Raw genomic sequence first — 15,934 nt, forward strand, 5'->3', positions numbered from 1 at the left:
TCCGGCGCCCACCCGGCACCGCGGTCTACTCCCGCACCGTCGCGGTGATCGCACCGGCGACCCCGATGACCACTGCTGTGATCACGGCCGTGGTCGGCCACCCGAGCCATTCGGCCGCCGCCGCGCCGAAGGCGGTGCCGAGACTCCCACCCATGAAGTACACCAGCATGTACGCGCTGTTGAAGCGCGCCGGTGCCGCCGGGTCGATCGAGAGAACGGTGCTCTGATTGGCGACCTGAGCGGCGAAGAGGCCGGCGTCGAAGAGCGCCAGGCAGACGAGCGTCACCGCGGTGTCCGCGAGCGCGAACCCAGCGACCGCCGCGGCAACCCCGGCCAGCGCCAAGCCCGCCAGGATGACGCGCCTGGCACCCACCCGGTCGGTCCAGGTGCCCGCGACCTGCGTAGCCGGAATCCCCGCCAGACCCGCCAGGGCGTACCAGCCGATCCGTTCCGCGGAGTAGGAGAACGGGGGCGCGGAAAGAGCCACCGCGAGCCCGGCCCACACCGCGCAGAACGCGAAGAACCACAGAGCACCGCGGATCGCCGCGATCCGGAGCACGGCGTACCGGACGAACAGGCCCGGTAGGGAACGCAGAGCCGCGAGGTAGCCGCGCTCGGTTCCACCCCGCGTGGCCGGGAGCACCACCGGACAACACGCTGCGACGACCGCGCAGGCGGCGGCGAACACGAGAAGCATTCCGCGCCAGCCGATCTCGTCGGTGAGCCACCCGCCGACGATCCGGCCCGCGAGAATTCCAGCCGATATCCCAGCGGTCACCATGCCCAGGACCGTTGCGCGTCGATGCGGGGGAGCGAGCCGACCCGCGACCGAGCTGAGCCCTGCGCCCACAGCTGAACAAGTTCCGATCACGCCGATCACCGACCCCAGCACCCACACGTTCCCCACCGCAGCGCTCAGCGCCGACGCAGCTGCCAGGGCCCCGAACTGCGCTGCCAGAACACGCCCAGGCGCATAGCGATCGACCAGCGGGACGAGGAGGCTGAGTCCGACCAGGTACCCGACCGGCCCGCAGGCGAGTGCGAGCCCGACAGCGGCGACCTGGGAACCCAGCGAAGCCGCCACCTCCGCGATCGCGGGCTGCAGCGGGTAGATGGTCGACGTCCCGAGGGCGGCTGCGAGGGACATGAACAGCACGACAGGGCTGCGGAGCGGAGAGGTGGTGAGTGTCTTGGCGACAGGATCAGCGTTCACAGCGATCGACCGTATGGAGCGCCGATGCCGGAAGCTGGCGGAAACCCGACGTCACCACCGCCCGTGCACGCCGGCGTTCAGCAACACGGCCGAGGCGGATTCCTTGGCAGGGCCTCACGAGCAATCCCGCTGACCGGTGCTCTCCTGCCTGCCCACGTCAGATGACAGGAAGGTTCCCATGCTTGCAACGGCTTGGTGGTGACAGGAAGGTTCCCATGCTCGCAGCCGGTTGGTGGTGACAGGAAGGTTCCCATGCTCGCAGCCGCTCGGTGATGACAGAAAGGTTCCCTTCCTCCACCGAAGACCAGTCGCTGCGGGAAGAAGCGGCTGTCACCGGACGGGGCACCACTGCGGTGCGATGCGCGCCGGGTGGGCGCTCCCACGTCCACCCGGCGCCGCATGTCAAAGCGACGAGATGGCCCGGCCCGGCGTCACCTGACGGGTTCACTGCCTCGCATCGGCACAGAACGCGTCGTCGATGGTGATCGCCACGTCCTCATCGATCACCAGGTGACGGGCAGTTCCCGCACCCGGTAGAAGACAGCGTTCTCATCGAACTCCAGGTCTGCCTGCGGAACAGCCATCCGCAGTCCGGGAACGCGACGCAGCGCGTCGAAGACGACCTGCAGCTCGAGCCGGGCCAGCGACTGGCCCAGGCACTGGTGGGCACCAAATCCGAAAGCGACGTGGTGCCGTGATTTCCTGCCGACGTCGAGCACATCCGGCTCCAGGAAGACCGAGGGATCCCGGTTCGCGGTGCTCTTCACCGCGATGATGCCCTCGCCCGCCCGGATGAGCTGACCACCGATCTCGATGTCGGCGCGCGCGACCCGCCGGGCCTCGGTGTGCGTGATCGAGAGATAGCGCAGGAGCTCCTCGACGGCACCGTCGACCAGAGCCGGATCGCCGCTGCGCCGGACCAGCTCCCACTGCTCCGGGTTCGCCATCAGCGCGGCGAGTCCCAGCGCGATCATCGACGCGGTGGTGTCGTGGCCTGCCACCAGCAACAGCTGCCCCGCCACAGCGATCTCCCGCAGCGACATCGCACCGGACGCGTACTGCCCGACGGCGAGCCTGCTGAGCAGGTCATCCCTCGGCTCGGCAGCCTTGGCCACGACCAAGGACTCCAGGTACGCGTTCAGCTCCTCGCTGGCGGCCACCGCGAGAGCCGGATCGGCCTGGTCCATGACCAGCGTCTGCGCGACTCCTTGGAAGAACGAGCGATCGGCGTAAGGCACGCCAAGCAGTTCGCAGATCACCAGCGACGGAACCGGCAGCGCGAACGTCGCCACCAGATCGGCCGGATTCGGGCCACCGAGCATGTCGCTGAGCAGGTCGTCGACGATCCGCTCGATCCGCGGCCGCAGCCCGGCGATCTTCCGCACCGTGAACTCGGGCGCGAACAACCGCCGCTGCGCGAGGTGCTCCGGCGCGTCCATCTGCATCAACGTCCGCATCCGGGAGTCGCGCGCCCGGCTGACCGCGTTCGTGTGCGGGAATCCGGGTTGTCCGGGATCGACGCTGACGCGAGGATCGGCGAGCAGCGCCCGCACGTCCGAATAGCGCGTGACCACCCACGGCTCGCTGCCGTCCCACAGCTTCACCCGCGAAACCAGGGCTTCCCGGAACCGGCGGCTCAGCTCCGGCGGAGGGTCGAAAGGGCACCCCGCGGCTCGGGACATCGGGAACTCGGACACGAAGTCTCCTTTGGACTCAACTGCGGACGGCGGCACGCGAGCGGGATGCGGTCAGCGGAGCGGCGATGAGTGCGGCAGCGGCGAGGATGCCGAAACCGAAGGTCAGCGCGGTGGTGTAGCCGTGCACGCTCGCGGCATGGCTGCCCGCATCCGGGTGGGACGCGGCGGCGCTGGTCGCGATGCTGTTGAGCAAGGCGGTGCCGAGCGCTGCGCCGATCTGCTGCGCCGCGTTGTAAGCGGCCGAGGCCGCACCCACCTCGTGATCGGCGATGCCCGCGGTCGCCAGGCTGGCGGTCGGCGGCATGACGCATCCGAGCCCCAGTCCGGTGAGCGCCAACGCCGGAACCAGGTACAGCGCGAAGACGTTCGTGCTCTCCGGAGTCAGCAGTGCCAGCACGAACATCCCGGCGGCCGCGGCGATCAGTCCGGGCACGATGAGCGCGGCGGGAGCGTGCCTCTTCCCGGCGATCAGCGTCGAGCCGACCAGGGCAGCGACCGCGTTGATGATCAGCGCCAGTCCTGTTCGGACCGGCGACCAGCCCAGGACGGTCTGCGCGTAGTAGCTCGTGAACAGGTAGAAGCCGAACATGGCGACGAACATCAGCGTGATCGAGATGAACGCCCCACCACGAGCACGGTCCCGGAACACGTGGATCGGCAACAGCGGATGCGAAGCCCGCAGCTCCACGACCACGAACGCGACGAGCAGCAGCACCCCGCAAGCCAGCAGCGCGAGCTCCACCGCCGAACCCCAACCACGCGATTCCGCCTGGCTGAACGCGAAGACGACCGAGGCGAATCCCGCGGTGGACAACAGCGCTCCGACGACATCGAGCCGTCCGGTGGCCTGCGGTCCGCTCCCCGGCACGAACACCGCACCGGCCAGCGCGAGCGCGACCACCGGAACGTTGATGTAGAAGCACCACCGCCAGCCGGCGTACTCGGTCAGCAACCCACCGGCGATGAGCCCGACAGCTGCCCCCGCCGCCCCGACCCCGGCGAAGACGCCGAACGCGCGCCCCCGCTCCCGAGACTCGGTGAACGTGCTGGCCAGCAAAGACAAACCCGCTGGAGCGAGCAGAGCGGCGAACACGCCCTGCAGAGCCCGCGCACCGAACAGCATCCCGGGGCTGAAGGCGAGACCGCCGAGCGCGGACGCGACGCCGAACCCGACCAACCCGACGACGAAACCGCGCCGATGCCCCAACGCACCGCTCACTCGCCCACCGATCAACAACAACCCGCCGAACGCCAGCGCATAGGGGGTGATCGCCCACTGCCGGTCGGCATCGGAAATCCCGAGCGCGGCCTGCGCGGAAGGCAGCGCGATGTTCACGATCGTCCCGTCCAGCACCACCAGCAGTTGAGCCGCGCTCACCACCGGAAGCGTCCACCACCGACGCGCGGAACCAACAGAAGTCCCGCCATTTCCCGAATCCATGAATTCGAGCCTGTCATTGAAGTGACCCCGGAAACCTCGCCGCGCACGAGCAGCCCATTCCAGCCACCACAAGGCGAAAACCCGCAACCCGCACTTCAACCCCACCTCGCGAGCCGCGCTCGACGGATGACAGGAAGGTTCCCTTGCGCACGTGCCCGCCGCATGGCTCCGGGCACGGGTGACAGGAAGGTTCCCTTGCTCCACCGAGTGCCCCACAGCGCGGCGGGTGAGGTGACAGGAACGTTCCCTTCCTCGCAGCAGCGGGCCGCAGGCCCGGTGACAGGAAGGTTCCCTTGCACGCGTGACGCCGCGTGGCGCTGGCGCGGGTGACAGGAAAGTTCCCATCCTCGCGGCAGAGACGTGCTGCCCGTCGGAGTCCCTGCGAGCATGAGCGGAACCGAAATCGACCGGCCGGAATTCGGCTGGCCGATTCGTAAAACAGATCCGGAATTCGCGGAATTGCTCCGCGCGCGGGAAGAAGGCAAAAGAAAAGCGGCCCCGGATCTCAGTGATCCGGGGCCGCTCGGCGCAGCAGGTCGGCCTCAGAGGGCGTCGGCGACCTTTCCGACCGTCGGGTACAGCACGCCGGTGATCTGGTGCACCGGCTTCGCCGGGACGCGGCTGGTGAGCTGGTTCGACAGCTCGCCGGCACCACCGCCGAGGCCCTTGTCGAGCTCGGCCAGCGGCGGGATCTTGCCCACCGCGGGCAGGAGCTCCGCGGGCTTGGGCAACGGCATCGGCTGGCCGGGGGAGTTGAGCGGGTTGCGCGCCAGCGTCGGCGCCACCACTCCCACCGGGCTGGCCACCGGTTCCGCCTCGAAGCCCTGCACGGCGGTCGCGTCGATAGCGGTGTCCACCGCGGAAACGCCCTGGTGACCGGGCTTTCGGGGGCCGACCTCGGCGTCGAGCAGCGTGGCGTTCGGGGTCCGCTGGTGGAGCACGCCCAGGTGCTCGGGGGCCGCCGAAACGCCGATGGTCGGCCGGGTCTTGGTCATCCCGGTCAGCCGGTTGCCCTCGGCGAGGACGTGGCTCAGCACCTGGTTCGGCTTGCCGGGCGCCAGCAGCGGGCGGCCGTCCCGCAGCTCACCGGCCACCCCGTGACCGGTGGTGATGATGTCCACGCCGACCTGCTTGACCAGGTTCGGCGAGCTCGCGTGCAGCTGCGCGTCCGCGCACGGGGCCTTGACGGGGTTGAACCCGGCGCCCTTCTGCATCTGGCAGGCGTTGACCGGGGCGGTGAACCCGACCTGGTCCGGAATCGACGACAGGTCCGGCTTCGGCAGATCGGTGGTCTCCGCGGCGGAGGCGGCACCGGTACCGACTGCGGCGAACCCCGCGGCCACAACGGCTGCCTGTACTGTGCGCGTGGTCCAGGGGCGCAAGATCTGTTCTCCTAGGGGTCGGATGCGTTGGTACAGCTGACTCGGTATCGGGAGACCCTGAGAAGATCTTGACCCCAGCGCGCCGGGGACAACCTGAACGAGTGAATTCAGGTGTTCACCGGAGGTTCTGGGTGAGGCTCGGCGCGAACAGCGTCATCAGGTGCTCGGTCGCTTTCTCCGGCGTGACCTCCGGGCGCTGCTCCCGCCACAGCGCCAGCCGCTCGCAGGCGCCGATGATCGCCTCGGCGAAGGCCTCCAGCTGCTCGTCGTCGAGATCTGGGCGGGCGGCTTTCAGCAGCCCGGATGTGAAATCCCGCTGCTGCAACCGGATCGCTTCGAGCTCGGAGCTCACCGACGCACTGGGCACGGCGGACTCGTTGCGCAGCAATGCCCAGGCCTGCGCGTGCTCGTCGCCGAACCTGAAGAACGCCAGCAGGCAGTCGTGCATGAGTTGTTCCGGGGTGTCCGCCCCGGCGGCCGCGACGGTGCTGGCCTCGATGAGCTCCCGCTTGCACCGCTTCAGGCAGGCCAGCAGCAAGCCCTCCTTGGAGCCGAAGTACTCGTAGAGCATCGGCTTGGACAGGCCCACCCGCGCCGCGATGTCGTCCATGGAGGTCGCCTGGTAGCCGTCGGCGGCGAACACCTCCTCGGCCACGGCCAGGATCTGCTGCTCCCGCTCGGCTCGCGACATCCGCTTGCGCCGGCCGGTTGATGCCTGCTGGGTCTGCACGAAATCAACCCTACCGCAAGTAACTTACTCGTAGTAACCTACTGCTGAGTAGATCAGTCGTGCCGGTGTCCGAGGAGGCCCTGATGGCGCAACGGCAGTCGAAGGACCAGCGCAGTTACCGAACCTCGGTGGTCATCGTGGGGACCGGGTTCTCCGGTCTGGGCATGGCCATCAAGCTCAAGCAGGCCGGGATCGAGGACTTCATCGTCCTGGAGAAGGCCGCTGACCTCGGTGGCACCTGGCGCGACAACACCTATCCGGGCTGCGCCTGCGACGTGCCGTCCCTGATGTACTCCTTCTCGTTCGAGCAGAACCCGAACTGGTCGCGGATGTTCGCCAGGCAGGGCGAGATCTCGGACTACCTGCAGCACTGCGCGGACAAGTACCGGGTCCGCGACCACATCCACTACGGCGTGGAGTTCTCCGGCGCCGAGTACGACGAGGCCACCCAGACCTGGCGCGTGAGCACCGCGGACGGCTCCGAGTACGTGGGCAAGGCGCTGGTCTCCGGCGTCGGCGCCCTGCACATCCCGAGCTACCCGGAACTGCCGGGCGTGCAGGACTTCGAGGGCGAGGTGTTCCACTCCGCGGAGTGGAACCACGACTTCGACCTGGCCGGCAAGCGCGTAGCGGTGATCGGCACCGGCGCCAGCGCGATCCAGTTCGTGCCCCAGATCGCCAAGAAGGTCGCCAAGCTGCACCTGTTCCAGCGCACGCCCCCGTGGATCCAGCCCAAGCCCGACCGGCCGGTCCCCGAAGCCCTCCAGCGCCTGTTCCGCCGGGTTCCGCTGGTCCAGCGGGCGGCCCGCGCCGCGCTCTACTGGACCCTCGAGGCGCGCTACTTCGCGGTGTTCAACAAGCACCTCGGCAAGCTCTCCGAGCACCTGTCGAAGCGCTACATCCGCAAGGCGGTCAAGGATCCCGAGGTGCGCGCCGCGGTCACTCCGGACTACTCCATGGGCTGCAAGCGGATCCTGCTCTCCAGCGACTACTACCCGGCGCTCAACCGATCCAATGTGGACCTGGTGACCAGCGGTGTCGCCGAGGTGCGGAAGAACTCCGTGGTCACAGGTGACGGCCAGGAACACCCGGTGGACGCGATCATCTACGGCACCGGTTTCCACGTCACCGACGCCTTCGATCACCTGACCATCGTCGGCCGCGACGGGCGCAAGCTCCAGGACGCGTGGCGCAACGGGATGGAGGCTTACCTGGGCGTTGCCGTCTCCGGCTTCCCGAACCTGTTCTTCCTGCTGGGGCCCAACACCGGGCTCGGCCACAACTCCGTGGTGTTCATGATCGAGTCGCAGCTGAACTACGTGCTCGGCGCCTTGCGAGGGATCTGCCGCGGCAAGGTGGCCCAGCTCGACGTCCGCCAGTCGGTGCAGGACGACTTCAACAGCGAGATCCAGTCCGAGCTCGGCGACGCGGTGTGGTCGGCTGGCGGCTGCCGCAGCTGGTACCTCGACGAGAACGGCGTCAACCGCACCATCTGGCCCGGCTTCACCTGGAAGTACTGGCTGCGCACTCGAAAGGTGGATCCTGCGGACTTCGAGATCACCGCGGCGCGGGGTCGTTGAAGCTTCGCACGGACGTTCGATATAGTGGTGCGGTCACTGCCGAGCAGCCCCTCCGGGGCTCACCCTTGAGCAAGGTGTGGCCATGTCACCGCTGTCGTCCGACGAACTGCGCGAGATCCGCGACGAGCTGAACGCCGGAACCACGCCGACGGTGTGGTTCACCGGCTCCGCCATCGGCGTTCCGGAAGGACGCTCGGGGAAGGTGATCTCGCTCGGCGAGCCGGCCGAAGGCGACTTCATCCAGGTCCGCCCGGCCGGTTCGAAGGACGTCCTGTCCTTCTCCGCGGCGGAGGTCACGAAGGTGAAGCCACCGCGCAAGCGCGCCGCCGCGCCCGAGCCGGCGAAGCCGGCTCCCAGCGCGGCGAAGCCCAAGACGGTGGGAGCGACGTTGCCCCGGGTGACGACTGCGGCGCAGGCGAAGCCCGCGCAGAGCGCGGCGAAGCCGGCCACCCCGGCGAAGCAGGCGGAAGCGGCGAAGCCGAGCGCGGAGGAGAAGCCGGCGGCCCGGCGCAAGCCGCGCCCGCCGAAGGCGGTCGGCGGGGCGACGGTGACGCTGACGGCCGACGACGACGGCCAGTGGAGCGTGGAGGTCAGCACACCCAAGAAGCGGGTGCTGAAGCCGACCCCGGTGCAGGCCGGAGCGGTGGCGCAAGCGGCGAAGGCGCTGCACGACGACGTCGCGGCGGCGGTCGAGCCGCTGATCGAAGCGGCCCGGGAACAGCAGCGGGTCCGAGTCGAACAGCTCCGCGCGGAACTGGCAGCGGCCGAAGCGGCCCTGAACGACCTCCGCTCCTGACCGGCCCGGCTCGCCGACGCGAGCATGGGAACTTTCCTGTCACCCACCACCCGTACGTCCACGCGCCCGAGATGAGGAAGGGAACCTTCCTGCCACCGGCATGCCCGGTGACGGTGAGGATGGGAACCTTCCTGTTATCCACGGCCCGGGTGCCCACGTGTCTGCTGCGAGCATGGGAACCTTCCTGTCATCTTGCTTGCCTGCGGAGGCCGCAGATGGCGGAGCGGAGTTCGCACCACGCGAAGCAGTGCGAACCCCGCTCGATCAGGACGGCTCTACTCGATCTCGGTGATCGCGCTCTTGGCCTGCTGGCCGCGGTCGGTGGGCGGGATGCGGTCGTAGTCGGCCGGGTCGAGGTTGTCGACCTGCCCGCTCGCGATCGACGAGAGGATCCCGTCGAGGCCGATGTAGACCGTGCGGGTCAGCATCCCCCGGTGCTGCTCACCGAGGTTCTGGGTCTGGCCGCGCACCTCGAACAGCACCGCGCCGCTGCCGTTGAGCTGGAACGAACCAAGGCCCGTGCCGGGCAGGTTGGTGTCCTGCGGGTAGAGCGTGATGTTGCCGAAGTCGGGGTTCTGGTTGGCCGCCGCCTGCAGCGCGTTGTAGGCGGCCACGTTGAGCTGCTTGGAGTACTCGGGCCGGAAGGTGTCGGCGAACTCGGCGTACGCCGAGCCCTCGGGAGTGGCCGGGTCGGCGACGAACTTGCCGGACAGGCTCATCGTCACGAAGCGGTCAGTGCCCGGAACCGTGTAGCAGGCGCCCTGGTGGTGCAGGTCGATGTAGGTGTCGACCGCCCCGAACTCGTCGCGCAGCGACCGGTACACATCGCGCACTGCCTGCGTTTCGGGGCTGATGAACCAACCCGGCTTGTCGCTGGCGCCGGGGAAGTCCTGCGGCTGCGGCTGGTAGTCGAGGTCCGGGTTGTAGTCGCGGTTGACGTCGAAGCCGGGGCGCTGCGAGTAATCGTCCCCCTGCCGCGGCTCGGTGTAGTAGTTCCACGGGGCCTGCGCGGTCGCCAGCTGCGGGAAGCGCGCCTGAGCTTCCTCCCACGTCATGTCGTTGCCGCGCCGGTCCAGCGCTCCGGCATCGGGGTTGATCTTCGGCATGGCCACCACGGTCAGCTGCTCGCGGATCCTCCTGGCGTGCGCGGAGTTCGAAGTGCCCAGGTAGTCGATGATGTCCAGCGCCGCGTCCGGCCCTGTCTTCTCGTTGCCGTGGATCTCCGCGGTGATCAGCACCACCTTCGGCCCGGTGCCGACCCGGGCCAGCAGCATGTCGCGGCCCCGGTTGGATTCGCCGATTTTCTCCACCACGACCCGGCCCGCGCTGACGCGCTCGATCCGGTCGAGCTCGACCAGGAGCTCGTCGTAGCTGGTGAACTCCGAGATCGGGTTCTCTCGCGGTTCCTCGCTGCACGGCGGCGGTGCTGCCGAGCTCAGCGGTGCGGTGGTCGTCGCGGGGACGAACGCCGCGCCCGCGACCACGGCGGCCAGTGCCAGTACTCGCATCCGGTGCATCCAGAACTCCTTGCCGTTGCTGGGACGGCATCAGCCAAACCGATCGCGATCAAAGCCACAATCGGCCAGCAGTGGACATCCCGGGCGTTGAGCGGGGATGGACAGATGGCGTGGTTCAGGCCTATCAAGTAGCGGTGCGAGCCTCGGTCGAACCACGTGAGCGGAACAGAACGCCCCTGCAGCACACCTCGTTCCGGTTGCTGCTGGTGGCAACGGTGGGTGGCTTCGCCGGGTACATCCTGCTGATGCCGGTGCTGCCGCTGTGGGCGGTGGTGGGTGGCGCCGGTGAGATCGCGGCCGGCGCGACGAACGCCGTCTTCATGCTGGTGACGGTGATCACACAGCTCTGCATGCCGTGGTTGCTCAAACGCATCGACCACCGGGTCGCCTTCGGCCTGGGCACGATCCTGATCGGTCTGCCCACACCGCTCTACGCACTGTCCAGCGACCTCTGGTTATTGCTCGCGGTGTCGAGCGTGCGGGGCATCGGCTTCGGACTGCTGACCGTGACCGGTGCCGCGCTCGTGGCGGAGCTCGTTCCGGTCGAGCAGCGCGGCCGGGCGGCGGCCTTGTACGGGCTGTCGATCGGGCTGCCGAACGTGATCTTCCTGCCGGTGGGAGTCTGGCTGACCCAGCAGATCGGATTCACCCCGCTGTTCTGGATCGCGGGTGTGCTCCCGGTCGCCGCCACAACCGTGCTGTTCGGCATGTCCCGCGTGCAGGCCCGCGAACCCGCGGGCAAGGCGAGCGCCACGACCTTCCCCCTCGCGCTGCTGCCGTCCTGGACGGTCATGACCGCGGTGGCGGTCGGCGCCGGGGGCATCATCGCCTTCCTGCCGTTGGCGATCGGCGAGTCGGTCGCCCCGGCGGCGCTGATGACCTTCGGCGCCGCCACGATGCTCGGCCGCTGGGGAGCGGGCCAGCTCGGCGACCGGCTCGGCCAGCACCGCATCCTGGTCCCGTCGGTGCTGCTGGCGGGGCTCGGCGCCGGACTGCTCGCGGTGGCGGCGTGGGGCGCGGACCCGATTGCCCTGCTCGGCACGGTCGCGTTCGGCTGCGGCTTCGGCGCGGTGCAGAACACGACCCTGGTCATGATGTTCGAGCGGACCTCTTCCGGCGTGGCCAGCACGGCCTGGAACATCGCCTACGACGCGGGCCAGGGGCTCGGCTCGCTCGGCTTCGGCATCCTGATCGCCCTGTCCGGCTATCCCCTCACCTTCGTGATCATGGCCGTGCTCATCGGTGCCTGCGCGCCGCTTGCCTTCGGCCGCCGGCGTGGTTGAGAGGATGGGAACTTTCCTGTCACCGACCGCCGTATCGCGAGGCTGTGAGCATGGGAACTTTCCTGTCACCTGCACCCGGCGAGCGCGTGTTGCGAGCATGGGAACCTTCCTGTCATCCACCCCAGGCGAAGCCCCCAGCCAGCCGCGTATGTGATTGCGAACACACGCCCCCGCGAGCTCCCGAGGAGGCGGCCCGGGGAGCGGTCCGGTGCCGTGAGCGGTGCGTGACGACGCCGGAGGTTCCGCCCGGGCGCGAGCGCCTAGAATGCGAAGTGTGTTCCGCAGCCTCTTGACCCCGCGCTGGCTGCTTCTGCACGTGCTGTTCATCGCGGCCACGATCACCACCGGCTTCCTGGCCGTGTGGCAGTGGGATCGCGCGCACGAGGCCGGCGGGAGTTTCCAGAACCTCGGCTATGCGCTGCAGTGGCCGCTGTTCGGCGCGTTCACGATCTTCCTGTGGATCCGCGTGGCTCGCATGGATCTGAGCCGGGAGCGGGAGGAGGCCGCGCCGGAGGCGGACGCGTCCGCTGAGCAGGTGGTGGAGCAGCCGGAAGTGCGCCGGAAGCGGCCGCTGGTGCCGCCGCCGGCGCCGCGCGTCGACCCTGATGAGGATCCGGAGCTCGCCGAGTACAACAGGTACCTGGCCGAGCTCAACGATGCCGACCGGCGCGCTAGTTGAACGTGATGTTGCCGTTGAACTCGCGGGTCTGAACCAGGTTCTTCACCTGCCCGTGGTTGACGTTGACCACGCTGCCCTTGGTGGCCGAGATCGCGTTGTGCACTTCAGCTCCCTCGGCGCGCAGCTGTTCAGCGAACTCGGTGTCCTCCGCGCACACCTGGTCCAGCCGCTCGGCGAGCGCGGTGATCTGCGGCTGATCCGCGCTCTGCTCAGCGGCTTCGAGTGCGGCCTTCGTCTCAGGATCGCGCTCCGACCTCCGCTGGACGAGCTCTCGGACCTTCGTCAGCGCGGCCTTCCCGGCCGCACCCAGCGCTGTCGCCGCTTGCCCGGCGAGCGCGGTGGCCAGCGAATCCAGGAATGGGTCGGTCATTTCTCCTCCACGCGATCGGCTCGGCTGATCACCAAGTGTAGTGATCTCGATCGCGGGAGTGGGCGTGTTGAGGCTCGCTGGGCCGTTCGGTGCATCATCGGCTCGGATCGCCGATGTGATATCAACGAATTGGCTGGCAGTGCAGAGGAGCAGGTGTCGGATGGGGCCGCTGATGCGGTCGTCGACGGGATGCTCTCCGGCCGGCCGGTGAACCGTGAGGCGGATTCCAGGTGGGCGCTTCGACCGGCGGTCGGTGGTCGAGCCGGGTGGACACTTGATGATTGGGGCAGGCGTGCGCAGCGGCGTGCTGTTGAAGATGTTCGGGTTGTGCGTCCTGGCCGGCGTACTGGTGGCGGCGTTACTGCTGCCGATGGCGACCGGGGCCGGGGCGATGGTCAACCAGACGACCGACGCCATGTCCAAAATGTCGAGTTCCCTTGCGCGACAGGACATGCCGCAGGTGTCGACGGTCACCGACAAGGACGGAGCACCGATCGCCTACTTCTTCGACGACTACCGCGTCGAAACCGGTTCCGATGAGATCTCCGAGTACATGAAAGCGGCGATCACCGCGGTCGAGGACAAGCGCTTCTGGGACCACGGCGGCGTCGACTGGCACGGCACGATGCGCGCACTGGCGACCAACCTGAGCAGCGGTGAAGCGTCGCAGGGCGCATCGACCATCACGCAGCAGTACGTGAAGAACTACCTCGTGCACGTGGTCGCCGGCTCGGACAACCCGATCGAGGCCGAGAAGGCCAAGGAGACGACGATCGCGCGGAAGCTCCGCGAAGCCAAGATCGCCGTCGAGCTCGAGCGCACCATGACCAAGGAGGAGATCCTCACCGGATACCTCAACGTGGTGCCCTTCGGCAACCAGACCTTCGGCGTGGGCGCGGCCTCGCAGACCTACTTCGGCACCACGCCGGACAAGCTGACCATCGCCCAGTCCGCGCTGCTCGCCGCGATCGTCAACGCGCCGGGATCGCTGAACCCCAACAGCAACCCCGAAGACGCGAAGCGGCGGCGCGACCTCGTCATCGACCTGATGACGGACCCGACCAACAACAAGTTCATCACCAAGGAAGACGCCGAGCGCGCCAAGCAGGAGCCGCTCAACACGCTGTCCCCGCTGGGCCGCCCGCCGAACGGCTGCGTCGGCGTCGGCGACGGCACCACCGACGGCTTCTTCTGCACCTACGTCGTCGACTACCTCGACAACCTCGGCATCGACCGGAAGATGCTGAAGACCGGCGGCTACACCATCCGCACCACGCTCGACCGCAAGTCCACCGAAGCGGCCAAGGCCGCCGCGGAAGCCCAGGTGCCGACCCAGACCGAAGGCATCGCCAACGCCATGGCGGTCGTCGAACCGGGCCAGGAGAAGCACAAGGTGCGGGCGCTGGTCGCCAACCGGGACTTCGGCAACGACGCGAGCAAGGGACAGACTGCTTACGACATCGTGAGCCGGGTGCAGCCGTTCGGTGCGGGCTCGGTCTACAAGGTGTTCACCGCTGCCGCTGCGATCGAGCAGGGCATGAGCATCCACGACGTGATCGACGTGCCGGCCTCGTACACCTCCCGCGTCTACCGCAACGGCACCGCGCCGTACACGGTCAGCAACGCCGACGGTGTGACGCCAGGGCCGCGGACGCTGCAGATGGCGCTCGCGACCTCGCCCAACACGGCGTTCGTGGCGCTCTCCGAACGTGCCGGTCTCGACAACGTCGTCGACATGGCCGCCCGCCTCGGACTGCGTCGCGGGATGAACGGCGTGAACACCAGCGGCCAGATCCTGAAGTCGGACGGTTCCAACGGGCCGTCCCAGGCGGAAGCGATCAAGAACGGCAACCGCGGAGCGTTCACCCTCGGCTACACCCCGACCAGCGTCCTGGAGCTCTCCAACGTTGGAGCGACGATCATGAGCGGCGGCATGTACTGCCCGCCGACCCCGATCGAGGAGGTCAAGGACCGGCTGGGCAACCCGGTGCCGCTCAAAGAGGCGAAGTGCGAGCGAGCAGTGTCCCCGGAGGTCGCGGCGGCGCTGGCGCAGGGCATGAGCAAGGACGACACCGACGGCACCTCCCGGATGGCCGCGCAGGAGGCCGGCTGGACGCGGCCGATGATCGGCAAGACGGGAACCACGCAGGCGCACCAGTCGGCGGCGTTCCTCGCAGCCACCCCGCAGATGTCGGGTGCGGTCCTGACCTACTCCGACGGCCGCATCCCGCAGGGCATCTGCGACGGCGGTGGTAACGAGCCGCCGCGCCTCTGCGGCAAGAACGGCGGCAACATCTACGGTGGCAAGGTGCCGGCCAGAACGTGGTTCGCGGCGATGAACCGGATCCACGAAGGCCTGCCGGTGGCCCCGCTGCCGTAGTCGGTCCAGGCGCCGCAAACGTCGACCAGCCCGTGCTCGTCCAAATGGATGAGCACGGGCTTTCGCTTTCTGGTCTTCGGAAGAAAGCGGATGGGCAAATATCGAATTCGGTCGCGTAAAACGGCTCTTCTGCCGCTTGGTGATTTCCTGGCTGCCTGATTTCGGTACCGCCGAACGGGTTTATTCTGGGGTCGTGGAGTGGTTTTCATTACGCTTGTGGGCCTGATCGATTAGCTCTAGCCTCAAGATGGCTGGGGTGGGTTCGTCGACAGATTCGTATCATCGAACCCGAACTGCTGCGGTCTCATGGTTTTCCGTTCAGAGTGGTTCCTGATTACGGGTGGGTGGGCCATGATCTTTAGCTTGGTGGAGCCGGGTATTGCGTTGGCGGCGTTGCTGGTGGGTGTTGCGCTGGCGCCAATCAAGCGCGTGGTCGCGAGAATCGTTTTCCTCGCTGTCTATCTTTTGGTGCTGACCGCGCCGTTCATCTGGCTCGTGGTGGAAGGAGCGGATTGGCGGGGGTTTTTGATTCTCGGTGTGATAGTGGGGCCGGGTTTCGCTGTCAGTGTGTTTCGGATCGTCCGTGCGGTTACCCGGAAGAAGTGAGCGGCGTCAGTTTCCTTGTCCATTCTTCTCATGTCGGAAGCTGGGCAGGCACTGTTGTGCGTTCACCTACCGGAGTGCCTGGAGTCCGGGGTGCCCGTCGGCGCAGTCCGGGAAGTGCGCGCAGTCGGCCAGGTCACCCGAAGAAGCTGAAGCAGGGTGATTTGCGCCCAAAGCGGGCCACGCCCGGCGGTGCGAGCAAGGGAACCTTCCTGTCAGCTGCGCGGCGAGAGGATTCCCTTTGTTCGCCGACCCAGACGCTC

The 15,934-nt window shown here is 68.1% G+C and carries 13 protein-coding genes; 6 read left to right on the forward strand and 7 right to left on the reverse strand.

Annotated features, from left to right (window positions below):
- Positions 1 to 25: 25 nt before the first annotated feature.
- The 5 genes from ATL45_RS19255 to ATL45_RS19275 all read right to left on the reverse strand — a co-directional run bounded on the left by ATL45_RS19255 (position 26) and on the right by ATL45_RS19275 (position 6,463).
- Positions 26 to 1,147 carry an MFS transporter gene (locus ATL45_RS19255; RefSeq protein WP_093157972.1) on the reverse strand — a complete coding sequence of 374 codons (1,122 nt, stop codon included), beginning with the start codon at positions 1,145 to 1,147 and terminating at the stop codon, positions 26 to 28.
- A gap of 569 nt (positions 1,148 to 1,716) precedes the next feature.
- Positions 1,717 to 2,895: a cytochrome P450 gene (locus ATL45_RS19260; protein WP_093157971.1), complete on the reverse strand. Its 1,179-nt coding sequence runs from the start codon at positions 2,893 to 2,895 to the stop codon at positions 1,717 to 1,719.
- 31 nt (positions 2,896 to 2,926) lie between these two features.
- On the reverse strand, positions 2,927 to 4,288 hold the full coding sequence (locus ATL45_RS19265; RefSeq protein WP_246025431.1) for an MFS transporter: 1,362 nt from the start codon (positions 4,286 to 4,288) through the stop codon (positions 2,927 to 2,929).
- A 605-nt stretch (positions 4,289 to 4,893) separates the two neighbouring features.
- Positions 4,894 to 5,733 (reverse strand): hypothetical protein, encoded by an 840-nt coding sequence (locus ATL45_RS19270; RefSeq protein WP_143121749.1) that lies wholly within the window; start codon positions 5,731 to 5,733, stop codon positions 4,894 to 4,896.
- A gap of 115 nt (positions 5,734 to 5,848) precedes the next feature.
- Positions 5,849 to 6,463: a TetR/AcrR family transcriptional regulator gene (locus ATL45_RS19275; protein ID WP_093157820.1), complete on the reverse strand. Its 615-nt coding sequence runs from the start codon at positions 6,461 to 6,463 to the stop codon at positions 5,849 to 5,851.
- A gap of 83 nt (positions 6,464 to 6,546) precedes the next feature.
- On the opposite strand from ATL45_RS19275, the gene ATL45_RS19280 reads away from it, so the two are divergent.
- Both ATL45_RS19280 and ATL45_RS19285 read left to right on the forward strand, forming a co-directional pair.
- A complete protein-coding gene (locus ATL45_RS19280; protein WP_093157969.1) occupies positions 6,547 to 8,043 on the forward strand; it encodes a flavin-containing monooxygenase in 1,497 nt (498 codons plus the stop codon).
- Positions 8,044 to 8,125: 82 nt separating this feature from the next.
- Complete coding sequence (locus ATL45_RS19285; protein WP_093157818.1) at positions 8,126 to 8,839, forward strand: DUF6319 family protein; 714 nt, start codon at positions 8,126 to 8,128, stop codon at positions 8,837 to 8,839.
- Positions 8,840 to 9,114: 275 nt separating this feature from the next.
- Here ATL45_RS19285 and ATL45_RS19290 read toward each other — a convergent pair whose 3' ends face one another.
- Positions 9,115 to 10,356, reverse strand: a complete 1,242-nt coding sequence (locus ATL45_RS19290; RefSeq protein ID WP_177242073.1) for a M14 family zinc carboxypeptidase — start codon at positions 10,354 to 10,356, stop codon at positions 9,115 to 9,117.
- Positions 10,357 to 10,562: 206 nt separating this feature from the next.
- On the opposite strand from ATL45_RS19290, the gene ATL45_RS19295 reads away from it, so the two are divergent.
- Together ATL45_RS19295 and ATL45_RS19300 are read left to right on the forward strand one after the other, a co-directional pair.
- Positions 10,563 to 11,639, forward strand: coding sequence for an MFS transporter (locus tag ATL45_RS19295; RefSeq protein ID WP_246025432.1), 1,077 nt, complete (start codon positions 10,563 to 10,565; stop codon positions 11,637 to 11,639).
- 274 nt (positions 11,640 to 11,913) lie between these two features.
- Positions 11,914 to 12,318 (forward strand): hypothetical protein, encoded by a 405-nt coding sequence (locus ATL45_RS19300; protein ID WP_093157817.1) that lies wholly within the window; start codon positions 11,914 to 11,916, stop codon positions 12,316 to 12,318.
- Here the strand turns inward: ATL45_RS19300 and ATL45_RS19305 are convergent.
- Positions 12,311 to 12,688 carry a hypothetical protein gene (locus ATL45_RS19305; RefSeq protein ID WP_093157815.1) on the reverse strand — a complete coding sequence of 126 codons (378 nt, stop codon included), beginning with the start codon at positions 12,686 to 12,688 and terminating at the stop codon, positions 12,311 to 12,313. The genes ATL45_RS19300 and ATL45_RS19305 overlap by 8 nt on opposite strands.
- A gap of 277 nt (positions 12,689 to 12,965) precedes the next feature.
- Between ATL45_RS19305 and ATL45_RS19310 the strand changes: the two genes are divergently transcribed.
- Entirely contained in the window at positions 12,966 to 15,068 is a 2,103-nt protein-coding gene (locus tag ATL45_RS19310; protein WP_246025433.1) for a transglycosylase domain-containing protein, read from the forward strand.
- A gap of 351 nt (positions 15,069 to 15,419) precedes the next feature.
- Positions 15,420 to 15,674: a hypothetical protein gene (locus ATL45_RS19315; protein WP_143121748.1), complete on the forward strand. Its 255-nt coding sequence runs from the start codon at positions 15,420 to 15,422 to the stop codon at positions 15,672 to 15,674.
- Positions 15,675 to 15,934 lie beyond the last annotated feature (260 nt).

It is taken from the genome of Saccharopolyspora antimicrobica, from assembly GCF_003635025.1.
In the GTDB taxonomy this organism is placed as follows: Bacteria; Actinomycetota; Actinomycetes; order Mycobacteriales; family Pseudonocardiaceae; genus Saccharopolyspora; species Saccharopolyspora antimicrobica.

Bases quoted from the DNA above. Each gene is read 5' to 3' on its own strand.
- ATL45_RS19255 (WP_093157972.1), bottom strand. From the start codon at position 1,147: ATGTCCCTCGCAGCCGCCCTCGGGACGTCGACCATCTACCCGCTGCAG.
- ATL45_RS19260 (WP_093157971.1), bottom strand. From the start codon at position 2,895: ATGTCCCGAGCCGCGGGGTGCCCTTTCGACCCTCCGCCGGAGCTGAGC.
- ATL45_RS19280 (WP_093157969.1), top strand. From the start codon at position 6,547: ATGGCGCAACGGCAGTCGAAGGACCAGCGCAGTTACCGAACCTCGGTG.
- ATL45_RS19285 (WP_093157818.1), top strand. From the start codon at position 8,126: ATGTCACCGCTGTCGTCCGACGAACTGCGCGAGATCCGCGACGAGCTG.
- ATL45_RS19290 (WP_177242073.1), bottom strand. From the start codon at position 10,356: ATGCACCGGATGCGAGTACTGGCACTGGCCGCCGTGGTCGCGGGCGCG.
- ATL45_RS19305 (WP_093157815.1), bottom strand. From the start codon at position 12,688: ATGACCGACCCATTCCTGGATTCGCTGGCCACCGCGCTCGCCGGGCAA.
- ATL45_RS19310 (WP_246025433.1), top strand. From the start codon at position 12,966: ATGATTGGGGCAGGCGTGCGCAGCGGCGTGCTGTTGAAGATGTTCGGG.
- ATL45_RS19315 (WP_143121748.1), top strand. From the start codon at position 15,420: ATGATCTTTAGCTTGGTGGAGCCGGGTATTGCGTTGGCGGCGTTGCTG.